This is a genomic window from Silvania hatchlandensis (genome assembly GCF_025564065.1).
Classification (GTDB): domain Bacteria; phylum Pseudomonadota; class Gammaproteobacteria; order Enterobacterales; family Enterobacteriaceae; genus Enterobacter; species Enterobacter hatchlandensis.
Genome location: NZ_JAMGZK010000041.1, coordinates 38,685 through 54,983 on the forward strand (window position 1 = coordinate 38,685; position 16,299 = coordinate 54,983).

The following is a 16,299-nucleotide window of genomic DNA, read 5'->3' on the forward strand; positions in this document are numbered from 1 at the left end:
CGCATGAACAGTAACTTCAGACATCATCTTATGAGTCTGTCGTTACTGGTTGGTATAGCGGCCCCCTGGGCCGCTTTTGCTCAGGCACCAATCAGTAGTGTCGGCTCCGGCTCGGTCGAAGACCGCGTCACCCAACTTGAGCGTATTTCTAACGCTCACAGTCAGCTTTTAACCCAACTCCAGCAACAACTCTCTGATAATCAGACCGATATCGACTCTCTTCGTGGACAGATCCAGGAAAGTCAGTATCAGCTCAATCAGGTTGTGGAGCGTCAGAAGCAGATCATGCTGCAAATTGATAACCTGAACAGCGGCGGCGCATCAGCGCAACCGGCAACAGGGGATCAAAGCGGCGCTGCTGGGGCAACAGCAACGCCACCGGCTGACGCATCAGCCTCTACAGGTGCGCCTGTACAGAGCGGTGATGCGAATACTGACTACAACGCAGCTATTGCCCTGGTGCAGGATAAATCGCGCCAGGACGATGCTATGGCGGCGTTCCAGGCGTTCGTGAAGAAATACCCTGATTCAACCTATCAGCCCAATGCCAATTACTGGCTGGGACAGTTGAATTACAACAAGGGTAAAAAAGACGATGCCGCGTTTTATTTTGCCTCGGTGGTAAAAAATTACCCGAAATCGCCTAAAGCCCCTGATGCGATGTTCAAGGTTGGGGTGATCATGCAGGACAAAGGCGACACCGCGAAAGCGAAAGCCGTGTTCCAGCAGGTCGTCAGTAAGTTCCCAGGTACCGAAGGTGCAAAACAGGCGCAAAAACGCCTTTCTGCGATGGGATGATTGCCGGATGACCAGAAATCGTCTTTTTTCTGGTCTTGCCGCATAATTCATAAGCAGTTAGGTGATCTTCCTCAAAATTTTAGTTGCGCTGAATTCTGAAATCAGTAATATATGCCGCCGTTGCCAAGGGATATCGAACAGCCCAAAAGCGGCAAAAATAGTGGGTCGTTAGCTCAGTTGGTAGAGCAGTTGACTTTTAATCAATTGGTCGCAGGTTCGAATCCTGCACGACCCACCACTAAAAGCTTCAAAGGGTGATTAGCTCAGTTGGTAGAGCACCTCCTTTACACGGAGGGGGTCGGCGGTTCGAGCCCGTCATCACCCACCATTGGGTCGTTAGCTCAGTTGGTAGAGCAGTTGACTTTTAATCAATTGGTCGCAGGTTCGAATCCTGCACGACCCACCAATTTTAATATCTGACTCAGGTATTAAGCGTGAAGGATAACGTTGCTTTAGCAACGGCCTGTAGGGCGAGGCGAAGCCGAGTCATCCTGCACGACCCACCAATCATTAGATTGGTACCGAGTAAAATTTCAGGCAACACCCGAATGGGTCGTTAGCTCAGTTGGTAGAGCAGTTGACTTTTAATCAATTGGTCGCAGGTTCGAATCCTGCACGACCCACCAATTTAAAGGTGGTAACCGGTAGAGAACGTGAAGGATAACGTTGCGTTAGCAACGGCCCGAAGGGCGAGGCAAAGCCGAGTCATCCTGCACGACCCACCAGCCTGAAAAGTAAAAGCAGTAAATCCCGCAAGGGGTCGTTAGCTCAGTTGGTAGAGCAGTTGACTTTTAATCAATTGGTCGCAGGTTCGAATCCTGCACGACCCACCAATTTAATATCGTATTCGGATGTTAAACGTGAAGGATAGCGTTGCTTTAGCAACGACCCGAAGGGCGAGGCGAAGCCGAGTCATCCTGCACGACCCACCAATGTAAAAAGGCGCCCTAAAGGCGCCTTTTTGCTATTTGTTATTTCTGTCTCATCACGTCGACAAATGCTACCCGCACGCATTTGGAGTGACTTTCACCCTCACATTCGCTATCTTGTTTAGTATATAAAACACAATTGCCATTACTTTGGTTTCCACCCAAAAATAACGGCAAACTTGTTAAGCCAGTAAAACGAGAAGCCATAATGAGTGTGATGTTTGATCCTGAAGCCGCAATCTATCCCTTCCCGCCGAAGCCCGCTGTGTTGAGCCACGACGAAAAGCAGTTTTACCGTGAGAAGATCAAGCGCCTGCTCAAAGAGCGTGATGCGGTGATGGTCGCGCATTACTACACCGATCCTGAGATTCAGCAGCTGGCGGAAGAGACCGGCGGCTGTATTTCAGATTCACTGGAAATGGCGCGCTTTGGCGCGCGGCATCCGGCCTCGACGCTGCTGGTTGCCGGGGTGCGTTTTATGGGCGAGACGGCAAAAATCCTCAGTCCGGAAAAAACCATCCTGATGCCGACCCTCAACGCGGAGTGTTCTCTCGATCTGGGCTGCCCGATTGACGAATTCACCGCCTTCTGCGATGCCCATCCGGACAGAACGGTGGTGGTGTATGCCAATACCTCAGCGGCAGTGAAAGCCCGCGCCGACTGGGTCGTGACCTCGAGCATCGCCGTCGAGCTGATTGAACACCTCGACAGTCTGGGCGAGAAAATCATCTGGGCCCCGGACAAGCATCTGGGCAACTATGTTCAGAAGCAAACCGGCGCGGATATCCTCTGCTGGCAGGGGGCCTGTATCGTGCATGACGAGTTTAAAACCCAGGCGCTGGAGCGCATGAAGGGGCTTTATCCGAATGCCGCCATTCTGGTTCACCCTGAATCACCACAGGCGATCGTCAACATGGCCGATGCGGTAGGTTCAACCAGCCAGTTGATCAGCGCGGCGAAAACGCTGCCCCATCGTCAGCTGATCGTCGCCACCGATCGTGGGATCTTCTACAAGATGCAGCAGGCGGTGCCGGATAAAGAGCTGCTGGAAGCGCCGACCGCAGGCGAGGGGGCGACCTGTCGCAGCTGTGCGCACTGCCCGTGGATGGCCATGAACGGTCTTAAAGCGATTGCTGAGGGGCTGGAGTCAGGCGGGGCAGCGCATGAGATACAGGTCGACGCCGCGCTGCGAGAAGGGGCGTTAATTCCGCTTAACCGGATGCTGGATTTTGCGGCTACACTACGTCCTTAAGCAACGCTAATGCGTAACGTTACGCTCAGGAGAAGAGATGGATTTTTTTAGCACGCAAAACATTCTGGTTCATATACCGATTGGGGCTGGCGGCTATGATTTATCATGGATTGAAGCCGTAGGGACTATCGCGGGTCTGCTCTGCATCTGGCTTGCCAGTCTGGAGAAGATCGTCAACTACGCGTTTGGCCTGGTGAACGTTACGCTCTTTGCGATTATCTTCTTTCAGATTCAGCTGTACGCCAGCCTGTTGCTGCAGCTTTTCTTCTTTGTCGCCAATATTTATGGCTGGTACGCCTGGTCGCGGCAGAACAGTCAGCAGGAGGCCGAACTGCAGATCCGCTGGCTACCGTTGCCAAAGGCGATGGCGTGGCTGGCTGCCTGCGTGGTGGCCATCGGCCTGATGACTGTCTTTATCAACCCGGTATTCGCGTTCCTGACGCGGGTGGCGGTCACGGTAATGACCAGCCTCGGGCTGAACGTCACTATGCCGCAGCTGCAGCCTGACGCCTTCCCGTTCTGGGATTCCTGCATGATGGTGCTGTCGATTGCAGCGATGATCCTGATGACCCGCAAATACGTCGAAAACTGGCTGCTATGGGTGATCATCAATGTGATAAGCGTCGTGATCTTCGCTCTGCAGGGCGTCTATGCCATGTCGGTGGAGTATCTGATCCTCACCTTTATCGCGCTTAACGGCAGTCGGATGTGGATTAACAGCGCGCGGGAACGGGGTTCTCACGCGCTTTCCAGCTAAGGATGGTGATGATGTGCGTGACCGGCCTGCGCCTCATTGAGGTGGCAGTCTGGTCCCTGACAGGGGGTATATTCCATCTGGATTGTGACGTGCGAAATCGCGTACTGATGCTCAAGAAAGTGCTGGATACGTCCCAGTAACGCATCATGGTCGTGCGGCGGGATCACCTGTACATGCAGGGTCATCACCGGTTTCTCCCCGACCATCCAGACGTGGACATGATGTACGTCGCGTACTTCAGGAATGGAGCGATTCAAATTGCGCTTTAGCGCCGCAATATCAAGCGATGAGGGCGCCCCTTCCAGCAACTCATTCACGCTCTCCTTCAGCAGGCGCCAGGCGCTGCGTAACACCAGACACGACACCAGCACCGAGAGGATCGGGTCCACCGGCGTCCAGCCCGTCCAGAGGATCACCAGCGCGGCAATAATCGCCCCCACCGAGCCCAGCAGATCCCCGAGTACATGTAACGCCGCAGCGCGCACGTTGAGGTTTTTCTCTTCGTTGCCCCGGTGCAAAATCCAGAAGGCCGCGATATTGGCAATGAGTCCGGCAACGGCTACCACCATCATGGTGACGCCAGCGACTGGCTGGGGTTGCAGGAAGCGCTGAATGGCCTCCCAGACGATGATAACGGTGATCACCACCAGCGCAATGGCGTTAACGAAGGCGGCGAGGGTGGTCAGGCGCAGCCAGCCAAAGGTACGGCCCCCGCTCGGCGGCTTGCGGGAAAAGATGACCGCCAGTAGGGCAAACAGCAGCGCAGCGGCATCCGTCAGCATATGTCCGGCGTCGGCCAGCAGCGCCAGCGAGCCGGAAATCAGCCCGCCAATCACCTCGATAACCATAAAGGAGGCGGTGATGCCGAATGCCAGCATTAACCGCTTAGCATTTTGATCCTGCGAAGAAGGAGCGTGTGAGTGGGTGTGCGCCATGAAAAATGTCCTGATGCATTATTATTGTAAGTGTAGAGTTTTTAACATTTTGCACAAAAAAGAAAGGAGAGCCAGCGCTCTCCTTTGTCACTTATTCACCCGTCATTACTGGGAGGTGCCATCCGTTTTACGTTCGGCATCGGTACTGGTGTTATCGACTTTGTTGTTCATGTCCGGACATTTACCGTCCTTACACATCGAATTTTTATGCACTTCATCTTTGGTCATGCCGTCATGGTTATCCATGGTGGAGTTGGTGCCATTCGGATGAAGCATGGTCCCGCCAGTGCTCGTGCCGGTCCCCGTACCGCTGCCGGTGTTGATCTGGCTATTATCAACATTGTTCGGGGCGAGGTTCTGGTGTGCATCAGGTGCTAATGCGCCGGCATCTGCGGCGGCATTAGCCTGACCATTGCCGTTTTCAGAACCTTGTGTCTGATCGGCCGCCAGCGCAGCGCCGCTCGCCAGGGTAAGGGTTGCTGTCAGGAAAAGGGTGGTGAGTTTAGTCATTTTCATCATGCTGCTCCTGTTCTGGTCGTTATGTTCTGGATAACTTGTTTCCACAGTGCATATGCGAAATCGACATGCTGCTCAGTGGTCAAAGATGCCGCGATCCAAACTTAGGTCAGTATGGAATCGCGATAAAATAAATAAATGCAGTGTATACAGTTAAAAAGTTTAGGGCGGATCTCGTTTTTCGCTACTTTGTGGGGTTTTTTAAGTGAATTCCAGGATTTATCTGCCTGCAGTGTAAAAGGGCGTTTACACTTCCTGACTGAGCAGTTAGATTGAAAGCATTGCATTCAACTATAAAAGTATGCCAACGCTGGAAAGACGATGAATTATCAGAATGACGATTTACGTATCAAAGAGATCAATGAGTTATTACCCCCTGTAGCGCTCCTTGAGAAGTTTCCCGCCACCGAAAATGCTGCTAACACCGTGTCCCATGCCCGTAAAGCGATCCACAAGATCCTGAAAGGAAATGACGATCGTCTGTTAGTGGTGATCGGCCCGTGCTCGATTCACGATCCACTTGCGGCAAAAGAGTACGCGACGCGCCTGCTGACGCTGCGTGAGACGCTGAAGGATGAGCTGGAAATTGTCATGCGCGTCTACTTTGAAAAGCCGCGCACCACCGTGGGCTGGAAAGGGCTGATTAACGATCCGCATATGGATAACAGCTTCCAGATCAACGATGGCCTGCGTATCGCGCGTAAGCTGCTGCTGGATATTAACGACAGCGGCCTGCCGGCGGCGGGTGAGTTCCTCGACATGATCACCCCGCAGTACATGGCTGACCTGATGAGCTGGGGTGCCATTGGCGCGCGTACCACTGAATCCCAGGTGCACCGCGAGCTGGCGTCCGGCCTTTCCTGTCCGGTTGGCTTCAAGAACGGTACCGACGGCACCATCAAAGTGGCTATCGACGCCATTAACGCCGCCGGGGCGCCGCACTGCTTCCTCTCCGTGACCAAATGGGGTCACTCCGCGATTGTGAACACCAGCGGGAATGGCGATTGCCATATCATCCTGCGCGGCGGTAAAGAGCCGAACTACAGTGCAACACACGTCGCAGAAGTGAAGGCGGGTCTGGATAAAGCCGGTCTTGCTCCGCAGGTGATGATCGACTTCAGCCACGCCAACTCCAGCAAGCAGTACAAAAAGCAGATGGACGTTGGGTCTGACGTTTGCCAGCAGATTGCGGGCGGCGAAAAGGCGATTATCGGCGTGATGATCGAAAGCCATCTGGTGGAAGGTAATCAGAATCTGGAAGGCAGCGAGCCGCTGGTTTACGGTAAAAGCGTGACCGATGCCTGCATCGGCTGGGACGATACTGAAACGGTACTGCGTCAGCTGGCGAGCGCGGTAAAAGCCCGTCGCGGCTAAAAAAAATGCCGGAGGTTATCCGGCATAGCGTACTTAAGGCCCGGTCATCGCGACCGGGCTTTTTTATTACTTGGCTTTACCCTGGTTTGCAACGGCCGCCGCTTTCGCCGCGATCTCGTCCGCGTTACCCAGATAGTAGCGCTTGATTGGGTTGAAGTTTTCGTCGAACTCATACACCAGCGGTACGCCGGTTGGGATGTTCAGCTCGAGGATTTCGTCTTCGCCCATTTTGTCCAGGTACTTCACCAGCGCACGCAGGGAGTTACCGTGAGCAGCGATGATCACGCGCTCACCGCTTTTCAGGCGTGGCAGAATGGTTTCTTCCCAGTAAGGCACAACGCGATCGATAGTCAGCGCCAGGCTCTCAGTGGTTGGCAGCTCTGCGTCAGTCAGTGATGCGTAACGCGGGTCGTGGCCTGGGAAACGCTCGTCATCTTTGGTCAGCTCTGGTGGGGTGATCGCAAAACCACGACGCCACTGCTTAACCTGCTCGTCACCGTATTTCTCTGCAGTTTCGGCTTTGTTCAGACCCTGCAGTGCACCGTAGTGACGCTCGTTCAGTTTCCAGGATTTCTCAACCGGCAGCCAGGCCTGATCCAGTTCGTCAAGAACGTTCCACAGGGTGTGGATGGCACGTTTCAGCACGGAGGTATAAGCAAAATCGAAGCTGAAGCCTTCATCTTTCAGCAGTTTGCCTGCTGCTTTCGCTTCACCTACGCCTTTCTCGGACAGGTCAACATCATACCAACCGGTAAAACGGTTTTCGTTGTTCCACTGGCTTTCGCCATGACGCACCAGAACCAGCTTAGTTACAGCCATATCTTACTCCTCCGAATCAAGCATTATTTGAATGATAACAATTCTCATTATATTGCCGCAGCCGTGCCGCGGGCAACGCTTAACCCTAACCATAGCGAAAATAGTGTCGCAGTGTAAGATGCTTGTGAATGAGGGGTTGTGATTTTGTCCGTGAATGGCGCTATTTTCAGCAAGATGGGTAAAAAAAGCCCTCCAGATGGAGGGCCCGATTTTATTGCGCAATAAAGTGGTATTCCGTGACGCTCACGTAGACTTCCCCCGGGCGTAAAACGCAGTCCGGCTGCGGCCACTCGGCATGGTTCGGGCTGTCCGGTAAAAACTCACTTTCCAGCGCCAGGCCCTGCCATTCACTGTATTCCCCTTGCTCACGCGCCGGGGTGCCGCCAAGGTAGTTACCTGAATAGAATTGCAGAGCAGGGGCGGTGGTATACACCGTCATCTGCAGCTTGTCATCGGCCGACCACAGATGCGCAGCAGGCTGACTCACGTCGCCCTGCGCGTCGAGCAGGAAGGCATGATCGTAACCTTTCACTTTGCGCTGATCGGCATCAGCCAGGAAATCCCGGGCGATAACTTTGGTGGTGCGGAAATCAAAGCTGGTATCGGCAACTGCCTTCAGTCCGTCCTGCGGGATCCCCATCTCATCGACAGGTAAATAGGCTTGTGCCAGCAGTTGCAGCTTGTGATTGCGAACGTCGCTGCAGTCGCCGTCGAGGTTGAAGTAGGCGTGATTGGTCAGGTTGACCGGGCAAGGCTTGTCCACCGTGGCGCGGTACTCAATGGCGACGCGGTTGTCTTCCGTTAAACGGTAATGCACGCTCACTGCGCAGTTGCCCGGAAAACCCTGATCGCCGTCGGGTGAGTCGAGCGCCAGCAGCGCTTCGCCATTGTTTTGCTGCACGATGCGCCAGCGGCGTTTGTCAAAGCCTTCTGGCCCGCCATGGAGCTGGTTTTCGCCCTGGCTTGGCAGCAGGGGGTAACGCACGCCATCCAGCTCGAAACAGCTTTTGGCGATCCGGTTGGCGTAGCGACCCACAGAGGCCCCCAGGAATGCCGTTTGCTCAACGTACTGTTCCGGGGAAGCGCAGCCGAGCAGCGTTTCGCGCACGCTGCTGTCATTCATCGGGACGCGTGCTGAAAGCAGCGTGGCGCCCCAGTCCATCACCGTGACCACCATCCCCGCGCGGTTGCGCAGGGTTAACAGGCGATACGGCAGACCATCCGGGGCGAGGGTGGGGGTTTCTCTTAGCACTGGCCCGCTCCTTGTGAGGCATTGCAGACGTAGAACGTCTCTTTGATGCCGGTTTTGGCTTCGTACTGCTGTTCAACAGCCTGCTGAACAACCGGGACTAACGCTTCCGGCACCAGCGCGACGATGCAGCCACCGAAGCCGCCGCCGGTCATGCGCACGCCGCCCTGCTCGCCAATTGCGGCTTTCACAATCTCTACCAGGGTGTCGATCTGTGGCACGGTAATTTCGAAGTCATCCCGCATCGAGGCATGGGACTGCGCCATCAGTTCACCCATTCGCAGCAGATCGCCTTTTTCCAGCGCCGCAGCGGCTTCAACGGTACGGGCGTTCTCGGTCAGGACGTGACGCACGCGTTTTGCCACCACCGGATCCAGCTCATGGGCGACTTTATTGAACTCGTTGAGCGACACGTCGCGCAGGGCGGTTTGCTGGAAGAAGCGCGCCCCGGTTTCGCACTGCTCGCGGCGGGTGTTGTACTCACTGCCCACCAGCGTACGTTTGAAATTACTGTTGATAATAATAACCGCAGCGCCTTTAGGCAGGGAAACCGCTTTGGTGCCCAGCGAGCGGCAGTCGATCAGCAGCGCATGGCCTTTTTTACCGAGCGCAGAGATCAGCTGATCCATAATGCCGCAGTTACAGCCGACGAACTGGTTTTCTGCTTCCTGGCCATTGAGGGCGATTTGCGCCCCGTCCAGCGGCAGATGATACAGCTGCTGGAAGACGGTACCGACCGCCACTTCCAGCGAGGCGGACGAGCTTAAACCCGCGCCTTGTGGGACGTTACCGCTGATCACCAGATCCGCGCCGCCAAAGTTTTTATTACGCTTCTGCAGATGCTTCACCACGCCGCGCACGTAGTTTGACCACTGCTGAGAATCGTGAGCAACAATCGGCGCATCCAGCGAAAATTCATCGATCTGGTTGTCGTAATCGGCGGCGATCACCCGGACTTTGCGGTCATCGCGCTTCGCACAGCCGATCACCGTCTGGTAATCGATGGCGCAGGGCAGGACAAAACCGTCGTTGTAGTCGGTGTGTTCCCCGATCAGGTTCACGCGGCCGGGAGCCTGAATGGCGTGAGTGGCAGGGTAGCCGAATTTTTCAGCAAACAGGGCGTGGGTTTTATCTTTCAGACTCATTGTTATTCTCCGGATTCGCGAAAATGAACATCGCTCACTGCACGCAGGCGCTCAGCGGCCTGTTCTGCCGTCAGGTCGCGCTGGGTCTCTGCCAGCATCTCATAGCCGACCATAAACTTGCGTACGGTCGCAGAGCGCAGCAGCGGCGGATAGAAGTGGGCATGCAGCTGCCAGTGCTGATTCTCTTCGCCGTTAAACGGTGCGCCGTGCCAGCCCATGGAATAGGGGAAAGAACACTGGAACAGGTTGTCGTAACGACTGGTCAGTTTTTTCAGCGCCAGCGCCAAATCGCTTCGCTGGACCTCACTCAGATCGGTGATGCGCAGCACGTGGGCTTTCGGCAGCAGCAGGGTTTCGAACGGCCACGCCGCCCAGTAAGGCACTACCGCGAGCCAGTGCTCGGTTTCCACTACGGTGCGGCTGCCGTCCGCCAGCTCGCGCTGGGCATAATCCACCAGCAGCGGCGTACCGTGCTCGGCGTAATGCGCCTGCTGGAGGCGATCTTCGCGCTCGGCTTCATTCGGCAGGAAGCTGTTGGCCCACACCTGCCCGTGCGGATGCGGGTTGGAACAGCCCATCGCTGCACCTTTGTTTTCAAACACCTGGATCCACGGGTAGGTTTGCCCGAGTTCGGCGGTCTGCTCCTGCCAGGTTTTAACCACCTCGGTCAGGGCCTCGACGCTCAGTTCCGGCAGCGTTTTACTGTGGTCCGGCGAAAAACAGATCACCCGGCTGGTGCCGCGCGCACTTTCGCAGCGCATTAACGGATCGCCGCTTTGGGGTGCGTCGGGGGTATCGGTCATCAGCGCGGCAAAGTCGTTGGTGAAAACGTACGTGCCTTTGTAATCGGGATTGATATCCCCGGTGACGCGGGTATTGCCCGGACAGAGGAAGCAGTCCGGATCGTGCTGCGGCAGGGTCTGTTTTGCCGGTGTCTCCTGCGCCCCTTGCCACGGACGTTTGGCCCGGTGCGGAGAGACCAGGATCCATTGCCCGGTTAACGGGTTAAAACGACGATGCGGGTGATCGACGGGGTTAAATTGAGTCATCACAGATCCTTAATCCGGGTAGCCCTGTGGGTGGCGTGACTGCCAGCGCCAGGTGTCCTGTGCCATTTCATCCAGCGTGCGGGAGACGCGCCAGTTCAGCTCTTTCTCGGCTTTGCTGGCGTCGGCCCAGTAGGCGGGCAGATCGCCGTCGCGGCGTGGGGCAAAGTGATACGCCACCGGTTTGCCGCAGGCGGTACTGAACGCCTTGACCACATCCAGCACGCTGCTGCCAACGCCCGCGCCGAGGTTGTAAATATGGACGCCCGGTTTATCCGCCAGCTGCTGCATTGCCGCCACGTGGCCTTCAGCGAGATCCATCACATGAATATAGTCGCGCACGCCGGTGCCGTCCGGGGTCGGATAGTCATTACCGAATACCGCCAGCGAGTCGCGACGACCCACGGCCACCTGGGCGATGTACGGCATCAGGTTGTTCGGGATGCCCTGCGGATCTTCACCCATGTCGCCTGACGGATGTGCGCCTACCGGGTTGAAGTAACGCAGCAGGGCGATGCTCCAGTCTGGCTGCGCTTTTTGCAGGTCTGCCAGTATCTGTTCCACCATCAGTTTGCTTTTGCCATACGGACTTTGGGGCGTGCCGGTCGGGAAGCTTTCGGCATACGGAATTTGCGGCTGGTCGCCGTACACGGTTGCAGAGGAGCTGAAGATAAAGTTCTTCACGCCCGCCGCGCGCATGGCGGAGATTAAGCGCAGCGTGCCGTTAACGTTGTTGTCGTAATATTCCAGCGGTTTGGCGACCGATTCACCGACCGCTTTCAGTCCGGCAAAGTGGATCACCGTGTCGATCGCGTGATCGTGAAGGATCTCCGCCATCAGCGCTTCGTTACGAATATCGCCTTCGATAAAGGTGGGTTGCTTACCGGCAAGGCGCTCCATGACCGGCAGCACGCTACGTTTACTGTTGCACAGATTATCGAGAATGATGACGTCGTGACCGTTTTGCAGCAGTTGCACACAGGTATGACTTCCTATGTAACCGCTACCACCTGTTACCAGAACTCGCATATTTCGCTCCATTGGGCTTGTGGTATGAGATAATCCTAGCATACCAGAGAGCGAAAAAGTGTGACATGGGATAAATTAGTGGAATCGCTTACACTGCGCGCAAAAGCGTATTCCAGCGGGTTATGATGGATTGTAAATCAAACGGATAGCGGTGCGCTGTTGCAGGTTATCTGAAAAGCGCGAGGGCATTACCCTCGGCGCGGTTTACAAGGGGCCTGTCTGGTAGCGGTAGGTCTCGCCGTCGGCGATAAATTCCAGCCGGTGGGTGATACAGGCGGGGGCATCTTCCGCATGATGGGAGACAAAGAGCAGCTGTGTTTCCCCCTCGCTGATCAGGATGTCGACAAAGCGGCGGATCAGCTGGCGATTGAGCGGATCCAGCCCCTGCAACGGTTCGTCGAGGATCAATAGCGTGGGGTGTTTGACCAGCGCGCGGACGATCAGTGCCAGCCGCTGCTGGCCCCAGGACAGGCTGCTGAACGGTGCATCAGCGACCCGGTTATCCATCCCGAGAATATCCAGCCACTGCTGCGCCAGCTTGTGCTGCTTATCCGACACCGCCTGATAAATACCAATCGAGTCGAAGTAGCCCGAGAGGATCACGTTGCGCAGGGTGGTGCTGACCCGGTAGTCGAGGTGCAGGCTGCTGCTGACATAGCCGATATGTTTTTTGATGTCCCAGATGGTTTCACCGCTGCCGCGTCGGCGGCCAAACAGGGTCAAATCGTTGCTGTAACCCTGGGGGTGATCGCCGGTTATCAGGCTGAGCAGGGTGGATTTCCCGGCCCCGTTCGGGCCGACAATCTGCCAGTGCTCACCGGGATTGACCGTCCAGCTTAAGTCGTCGAGGATCGGACGATCGTTATACGACACCACGCCATTGTTGAGCACAATCCGCGGCGCACCTTCCGGCAAACCGTGCCGCGCAGAGGGGGCATCCGGTTCCGGCAGGGCGACGCCGTGCAGTTTTTCGCTGTGTGCCAGCTGGGCAATTAAAGCCTGGTTTAGCAGGGCTGTTTTTTCGCCGACCGCCGTCAGGGCGCAGTCCACAAGCACGCCGGCATGCTGAACAAAATCCGGAATTTCATCAAAGCGGTTGAGCACCAGCACCAGGGTATAACCCTGCTGGTTGAGCGAGGCCAACAGGTCAGCCAACTGTCCGCGTGATTTTACGTCTAGGCCATCAAAGGGTTCATCGAGGATCAGCAGCTCCGGGGCGCTCATCAGCGCCTGGCAGAGCAGGGTTTTGCGGGTTTCGCCCGTCGAAAGATATTTGAAACGTCTGTCCAGCAGGCTGGTGATGCCAAACTGCTCTGCCAGCTGGCGGCAGCGGGCCTCGTCTTTGATCTCGTCCTGGATAATCTCTGATGCGGTGCGGCCCGTATCCTCTTCACCCGGGCTGAGCAGATCGGTGTTATTGCGCTGCCACTCATCGCTGACCAGCTTTTGCAGCTGTTCAAAGGAGAGGCGGGTCAGACGGGCAAAGGTGCTGCGGCGTTCACCCTTCAGCAGGGTCAGCTCGCCGGCCAGGGCGCGTGCCAGCGCGGATTTGCCGCTGCCGTTGCTGCCAACGAAAGCCCAGCTTTCGCCCGCATTGAGGGTGAAATCGGCAAGAGAAAGGGTTCGGGTGTCGCTAAGACGAAACGTGCCTTGCGAAATTTGCAATGATGACATGACGTATCCCATATTTTGCAGCGATAAGCCTCAGGGATACGCACTGTCAGCGCCAATGTCAATCCGCTTAGCATAACGTGGCGATAATCACCCGGTCGGCATTAAAATATGCGGTTGCATCAGCACCTTCTTCTAAGCCCGCCGCCTGCGAGAGCGGAACGGTGGCGCAGAGCGTCTGGCCGTCGGGCAGGGTCATCAGCACTTCGCACTGCTCCTCGCCGTGGCCAATATGGTTGATCACGCCGCGCAGCTGGTTATCGGCCTGCTGGGCCGCTTCAGCATCCCGGGTGATACTGACCCACGGCGCTTTCAGCAGCACCAGTACCTCTTTGCCTTCATCTAACCCCAGACGTTCGCCGCTCTGGGCGGTAATCGCCGCTTTCAGGCGCGTTTCGCCGTCGGCGAGCAGAATATCCACATGCTGCTGCACCAGGTTTCCGTCCCGGGCGGTGACGGTGCCGAACCACTGGTTGCGGGCGCTGGTTTGTAATGAGAAGCGGGAGATCGCGGCCAGCAGACTGTCCAGCGGCAGGGCGTCGTCATCGCTTAAGACATCAAACGCTTTTTGCTGGATTTGCCCCAGCAGGTCGTACAGCTGGATCAGTCGTTGCCCGTAGCGGGTCAGCACGGCACCGCCGCCGCCTTTGCCGCCGGTGGCGCGATCGACCAGCGGCTGTTCGCTCAGGATGTTCATCTCGTTGATGGCATCCCACGCGCTTTTATAGCTAATGCCCGCGTTCTTTGCCCCCTGACTAATGGAGCCGGTTTGCGCGATCTGTTTGAGCAGGGCGATGCGGCGAGGATCGGCGAACAATTTTTGCTGAAGACGAAGGGTGAGGAGAATTTCGGCCTGCATAACAATGTCCTGGCAAAAGGCTTATTGTGACGTAATTCGTTATATGCGCAAACTGTACCGCACAAAAGGGGATGTATTTCTCGCTTTTCCGGTTAGAATAATGAATTCACATTGTCTGGAGAAAGCCATGTTAGAGTTGCTGAAAAGTCTGGTATTCGCCGTGATCATGGTGCCAGTGGTGATGGCTATCATCCTCGGTGCCATTTACGGCCTGGGTGAGGTGTTCAACATCTTTTCCAATATTGGCCACAAAAAACAGCCGAAAAAGCAGCATTGATTTCCTGAAAAAACGCCCGGCCTGACCGGGCGTTTTGCTCTCAAGTTTCCCGCCTTCTCGCCGATATTATTTACGGCATCAAACAGATTTACTCATTAATCGGTACGATTTAACGCTGGGAAAACCCTACAGTTGTCGTTATATTCCTTCGTATATAACGACACTCACAGGAGTTACAGATGACACGTACAGGATTAAAGCTGATTGCAGGCGCAACGCTGATGCTCAGCCTGACCGGGCAGGCACTGGCGGATGAAGGCAAAATCACCGTTTTTGCGGCAGCCTCTCTGACCAACGCGATGCAGGATATTGCGGCAGTGTATAAGAAAGAGAAGAACGTCGACGTGGTGTCGTCGTTTGCGTCTTCCTCTACGCTGGCGCGTCAGATTGAAGCCGGGGCGCCTGCCGACCTGTTTATCTCTGCCGATCAGAAGTGGATGGATTACGCCATCGATAAAAAAGCGATCGACACCGCAAGCCGTAAAACCCTGCTCGGCAATAGCCTGGTGGTGGTGGCGCCGAAGGCCAGCGCACAAGCTGAATTTGTCATTACGAATAAAACTGACTGGACCCGCCTGCTGAAAGACGGGCGTCTGGCGGTGGGTGACCCGGATCATGTCCCGGCCGGGATTTATGCAAAAGAAGCGCTGCAGAAACTGGGGGCGTGGGAAACGCTGTCGCCGAAACTGGCCCCGGCGGAAGACGTGCGCGGTGCCCTGGCGCTGGTGGCGCGCAGTGAAGCTCCGCTGGGGATCGTCTACGGCTCCGATGCGGTTGCAGATAAAGCGGTCAAAGTGGTGAGTACCTTCCCTGAAGACTCGCATAAGAAAGTGGAATACCCTGTTGCCATCATTGATGGACATAAAAACGCAACCGTCAGCGCCTTTTACGATTATCTGAAGGGTCCGCAGGCGTCTGCCATCTTTAAACGTTATGGATTTACGACTCACGAATGATATTGACCGATCCCGAATGGCAGGCCGTGCTGCTGAGCCTGAAAGTCTCTTCCCTCGCGGTTGCGTGTAGTTTGCCCTTTGGGATCTTCTTCGCCTGGCTACTGGTTCGCTGTAAGTTTCCAGGTAAAGCCCTCCTCGACAGTGTGCTGCATCTGCCGCTGGTGTTACCGCCGGTGGTGGTCGGCTATTTGCTGCTGATCGCCATGGGGCGACGCGGCTTTATCGGCGAAAAGCTGTATGAGTGGTTTGGGCTGAGTTTTGCCTTTAGCTGGCGCGGTGCGGTACTGGCGGCGGCAGTGATGTCGTTCCCGCTGATGGTGCGGGCGATCCGCCTGGCGCTTGAGGCGGTCGACCTCAAGCTTGAGCAGGCGGCCCGCACGTTAGGGGCCGGGCGCTGGCGCGTCTTTCTCACCATCACCCTTCCCCTGACACTGCCGGGCATTATCGTTGGCACGGTGCTGGCGTTTGCCCGCTCGCTGGGCGAGTTTGGCGCGACCATCACGTTTGTGTCCAATATCCCTGGCGAAACCCGCACCATCCCGTCGGCGATGTATACCCTGATACAGACCCCGGGCGGCGAAGGGGCGGCGGCGCGCTTGTGTATTATTTCCATTGTGCTGGCGCTGGTCTCGCTGCTGATATCCGAATGGCTGGCGCGTATTAGCCGTGAACGGATGGGGAACTGAC

The 16,299-nt window shown here is 56.0% G+C and carries 16 protein-coding genes and 5 tRNA genes; 12 read left to right on the forward strand and 9 right to left on the reverse strand.

The features are described 5' to 3' along the window. Positions 1–3: 3 nt before the first annotated feature. The 8 genes from cpoB (at position 4) to pnuC (ending at position 3,736) form a co-directional block, all read left to right on the forward strand. Complete coding sequence (cpoB, locus tag M8014_RS05325) at positions 4–798, forward strand: cell division protein CpoB (RefSeq protein ID WP_271281498.1); 795 nt, start codon at positions 4–6, stop codon at positions 796–798. A gap of 162 nt (positions 799–960) precedes the next feature. Further along, positions 961–1,036: transfer RNA gene (locus M8014_RS05330), tRNA-Lys, on the forward strand. A 14-nt stretch (positions 1,037–1,050) separates the two neighbouring features. Further along, a tRNA-Val gene (locus M8014_RS05335) sits at positions 1,051–1,126 on the forward strand. A gap of 2 nt (positions 1,127–1,128) precedes the next feature. Then, positions 1,129–1,204, forward strand: a tRNA-Lys gene (locus M8014_RS05340). 144 nt (positions 1,205–1,348) lie between these two features. After that, positions 1,349–1,424 (forward strand) — tRNA-Lys (locus tag M8014_RS05345). 131 nt (positions 1,425–1,555) lie between these two features. Continuing rightward, a tRNA-Lys gene (locus M8014_RS05350) sits at positions 1,556–1,631 on the forward strand. 304 nt (positions 1,632–1,935) lie between these two features. After that, positions 1,936–2,979, forward strand: coding sequence for a quinolinate synthase NadA (gene nadA, locus M8014_RS05355; RefSeq protein ID WP_271281499.1), 1,044 nt, complete (start codon positions 1,936–1,938; stop codon positions 2,977–2,979). A 37-nt stretch (positions 2,980–3,016) separates the two neighbouring features. Next, positions 3,017–3,736, forward strand: a complete 720-nt coding sequence (gene pnuC, locus M8014_RS05360) for a nicotinamide riboside transporter PnuC (protein WP_271281500.1) — start codon at positions 3,017–3,019, stop codon at positions 3,734–3,736. Here pnuC and zitB read toward each other — a convergent pair. Then, on the reverse strand, positions 3,733–4,671 hold the full coding sequence (zitB, locus tag M8014_RS05365) for a CDF family zinc transporter ZitB (protein ID WP_271281501.1): 939 nt from the start codon (positions 4,669–4,671) through the stop codon (positions 3,733–3,735). The two genes, pnuC and zitB, sit on opposite strands and share 4 nt — an antisense overlap. Before the next feature lie 105 nt (positions 4,672–4,776). Further along, the gene (locus M8014_RS05370) at positions 4,777–5,187 is read right to left on the reverse strand and encodes a protein YbgS (protein WP_271281607.1); all 411 of its coding nucleotides are present in this window, start codon (positions 5,185–5,187) and stop codon (positions 4,777–4,779) included. A 321-nt stretch (positions 5,188–5,508) separates the two neighbouring features. Between M8014_RS05370 and aroG the strand changes: the two genes are divergently transcribed. Then, the gene (gene aroG, locus M8014_RS05375; RefSeq protein ID WP_271281502.1) at positions 5,509–6,561 is read left to right on the forward strand and encodes a 3-deoxy-7-phosphoheptulonate synthase AroG; all 1,053 of its coding nucleotides are present in this window, start codon (positions 5,509–5,511) and stop codon (positions 6,559–6,561) included. Between the two features lie 66 nt (positions 6,562–6,627). Here aroG and gpmA read toward each other — a convergent pair whose 3' ends face one another. The 7 genes from gpmA to modE form a co-directional block, all read right to left on the reverse strand. After that, positions 6,628–7,380, reverse strand: coding sequence for a 2,3-diphosphoglycerate-dependent phosphoglycerate mutase (gene gpmA, locus M8014_RS05380; protein ID WP_271281503.1), 753 nt, complete (start codon positions 7,378–7,380; stop codon positions 6,628–6,630). 211 nt (positions 7,381–7,591) lie between these two features. Beyond that, entirely contained in the window at positions 7,592–8,632 is a 1,041-nt protein-coding gene (gene galM / locus M8014_RS05385) for a galactose-1-epimerase (RefSeq protein ID WP_271281504.1), read from the reverse strand. Further along, on the reverse strand, positions 8,626–9,774 hold the full coding sequence (gene galK, locus M8014_RS05390; protein ID WP_271281505.1) for a galactokinase: 1,149 nt from the start codon (positions 9,772–9,774) through the stop codon (positions 8,626–8,628). Before galK ends, galM begins: the two co-directional genes overlap by 7 nt. 2 nt (positions 9,775–9,776) lie before the next feature. Beyond that, positions 9,777–10,823, reverse strand: a complete 1,047-nt coding sequence (gene galT / locus M8014_RS05395) for a galactose-1-phosphate uridylyltransferase (RefSeq protein WP_271281506.1) — start codon at positions 10,821–10,823, stop codon at positions 9,777–9,779. Positions 10,824–10,832: 9 nt separating this feature from the next. Then, positions 10,833–11,849, reverse strand: a complete 1,017-nt coding sequence (gene galE / locus M8014_RS05400) for a UDP-glucose 4-epimerase GalE (RefSeq protein WP_271281507.1) — start codon at positions 11,847–11,849, stop codon at positions 10,833–10,835. Positions 11,850–12,053: 204 nt separating this feature from the next. Next, positions 12,054–13,523 (reverse strand): molybdate ABC transporter ATP-binding protein ModF, encoded by a 1,470-nt coding sequence (modF, locus tag M8014_RS05405; protein ID WP_271281508.1) that lies wholly within the window; start codon positions 13,521–13,523, stop codon positions 12,054–12,056. A gap of 67 nt (positions 13,524–13,590) precedes the next feature. Then, positions 13,591–14,379 carry a molybdenum-dependent transcriptional regulator gene (gene modE / locus M8014_RS05410; protein WP_271281509.1) on the reverse strand — a complete coding sequence of 263 codons (789 nt, stop codon included), beginning with the start codon at positions 14,377–14,379 and terminating at the stop codon, positions 13,591–13,593. Between the two features lie 127 nt (positions 14,380–14,506). On the opposite strand from modE, the gene M8014_RS05415 reads away from it, so the two are divergent. The 3 genes from M8014_RS05415 (at position 14,507) to modB (ending at position 16,298) form a co-directional block, all read left to right on the forward strand. Then, positions 14,507–14,656 carry an AcrZ family multidrug efflux pump-associated protein gene (locus tag M8014_RS05415; protein WP_271281510.1) on the forward strand — a complete coding sequence of 50 codons (150 nt, stop codon included), beginning with the start codon at positions 14,507–14,509 and terminating at the stop codon, positions 14,654–14,656. Positions 14,657–14,835: 179 nt separating this feature from the next. Continuing rightward, positions 14,836–15,612: a molybdate ABC transporter substrate-binding protein gene (gene modA, locus M8014_RS05420; protein ID WP_271281511.1), complete on the forward strand. Its 777-nt coding sequence runs from the start codon at positions 14,836–14,838 to the stop codon at positions 15,610–15,612. Continuing rightward, positions 15,609–16,298 (forward strand): molybdate ABC transporter permease subunit, encoded by a 690-nt coding sequence (gene modB, locus M8014_RS05425; protein ID WP_271281512.1) that lies wholly within the window; start codon positions 15,609–15,611, stop codon positions 16,296–16,298. Before modA ends, modB begins: the two co-directional genes overlap by 4 nt. The last annotated feature ends 1 nt before the right edge of the window (position 16,299 follow it).

Excerpts from the sequence above, each read along its gene's own strand:
- cpoB (WP_271281498.1), top strand. The coding sequence starts at position 4 with ATGAACAGTAACTTCAGACATCATCTTATGAGTCTGTCGTTACTGGTT.
- nadA (WP_271281499.1), top strand. The coding sequence starts at position 1,936 with ATGAGTGTGATGTTTGATCCTGAAGCCGCAATCTATCCCTTCCCGCCG.
- pnuC (WP_271281500.1), top strand. The coding sequence starts at position 3,017 with ATGGATTTTTTTAGCACGCAAAACATTCTGGTTCATATACCGATTGGG.
- zitB (WP_271281501.1), bottom strand. The coding sequence starts at position 4,671 with ATGGCGCACACCCACTCACACGCTCCTTCTTCGCAGGATCAAAATGCT.
- M8014_RS05370 (WP_271281607.1), bottom strand. The coding sequence starts at position 5,187 with ATGAAAATGACTAAACTCACCACCCTTTTCCTGACAGCAACCCTTACC.
- aroG (WP_271281502.1), top strand. The coding sequence starts at position 5,509 with ATGAATTATCAGAATGACGATTTACGTATCAAAGAGATCAATGAGTTA.
- gpmA (WP_271281503.1), bottom strand. The coding sequence starts at position 7,380 with ATGGCTGTAACTAAGCTGGTTCTGGTGCGTCATGGCGAAAGCCAGTGG.
- galK (WP_271281505.1), bottom strand. The coding sequence starts at position 9,774 with ATGAGTCTGAAAGATAAAACCCACGCCCTGTTTGCTGAAAAATTCGGC.
- galT (WP_271281506.1), bottom strand. The coding sequence starts at position 10,823 with ATGACTCAATTTAACCCCGTCGATCACCCGCATCGTCGTTTTAACCCG.
- galE (WP_271281507.1), bottom strand. The coding sequence starts at position 11,849 with ATGCGAGTTCTGGTAACAGGTGGTAGCGGTTACATAGGAAGTCATACC.
- modF (WP_271281508.1), bottom strand. The coding sequence starts at position 13,523 with ATGTCATCATTGCAAATTTCGCAAGGCACGTTTCGTCTTAGCGACACC.
- modE (WP_271281509.1), bottom strand. The coding sequence starts at position 14,379 with ATGCAGGCCGAAATTCTCCTCACCCTTCGTCTTCAGCAAAAATTGTTC.
- M8014_RS05415 (WP_271281510.1), top strand. The coding sequence starts at position 14,507 with ATGTTAGAGTTGCTGAAAAGTCTGGTATTCGCCGTGATCATGGTGCCA.
- modA (WP_271281511.1), top strand. The coding sequence starts at position 14,836 with ATGACACGTACAGGATTAAAGCTGATTGCAGGCGCAACGCTGATGCTC.
- modB (WP_271281512.1), top strand. The coding sequence starts at position 15,609 with ATGATATTGACCGATCCCGAATGGCAGGCCGTGCTGCTGAGCCTGAAA.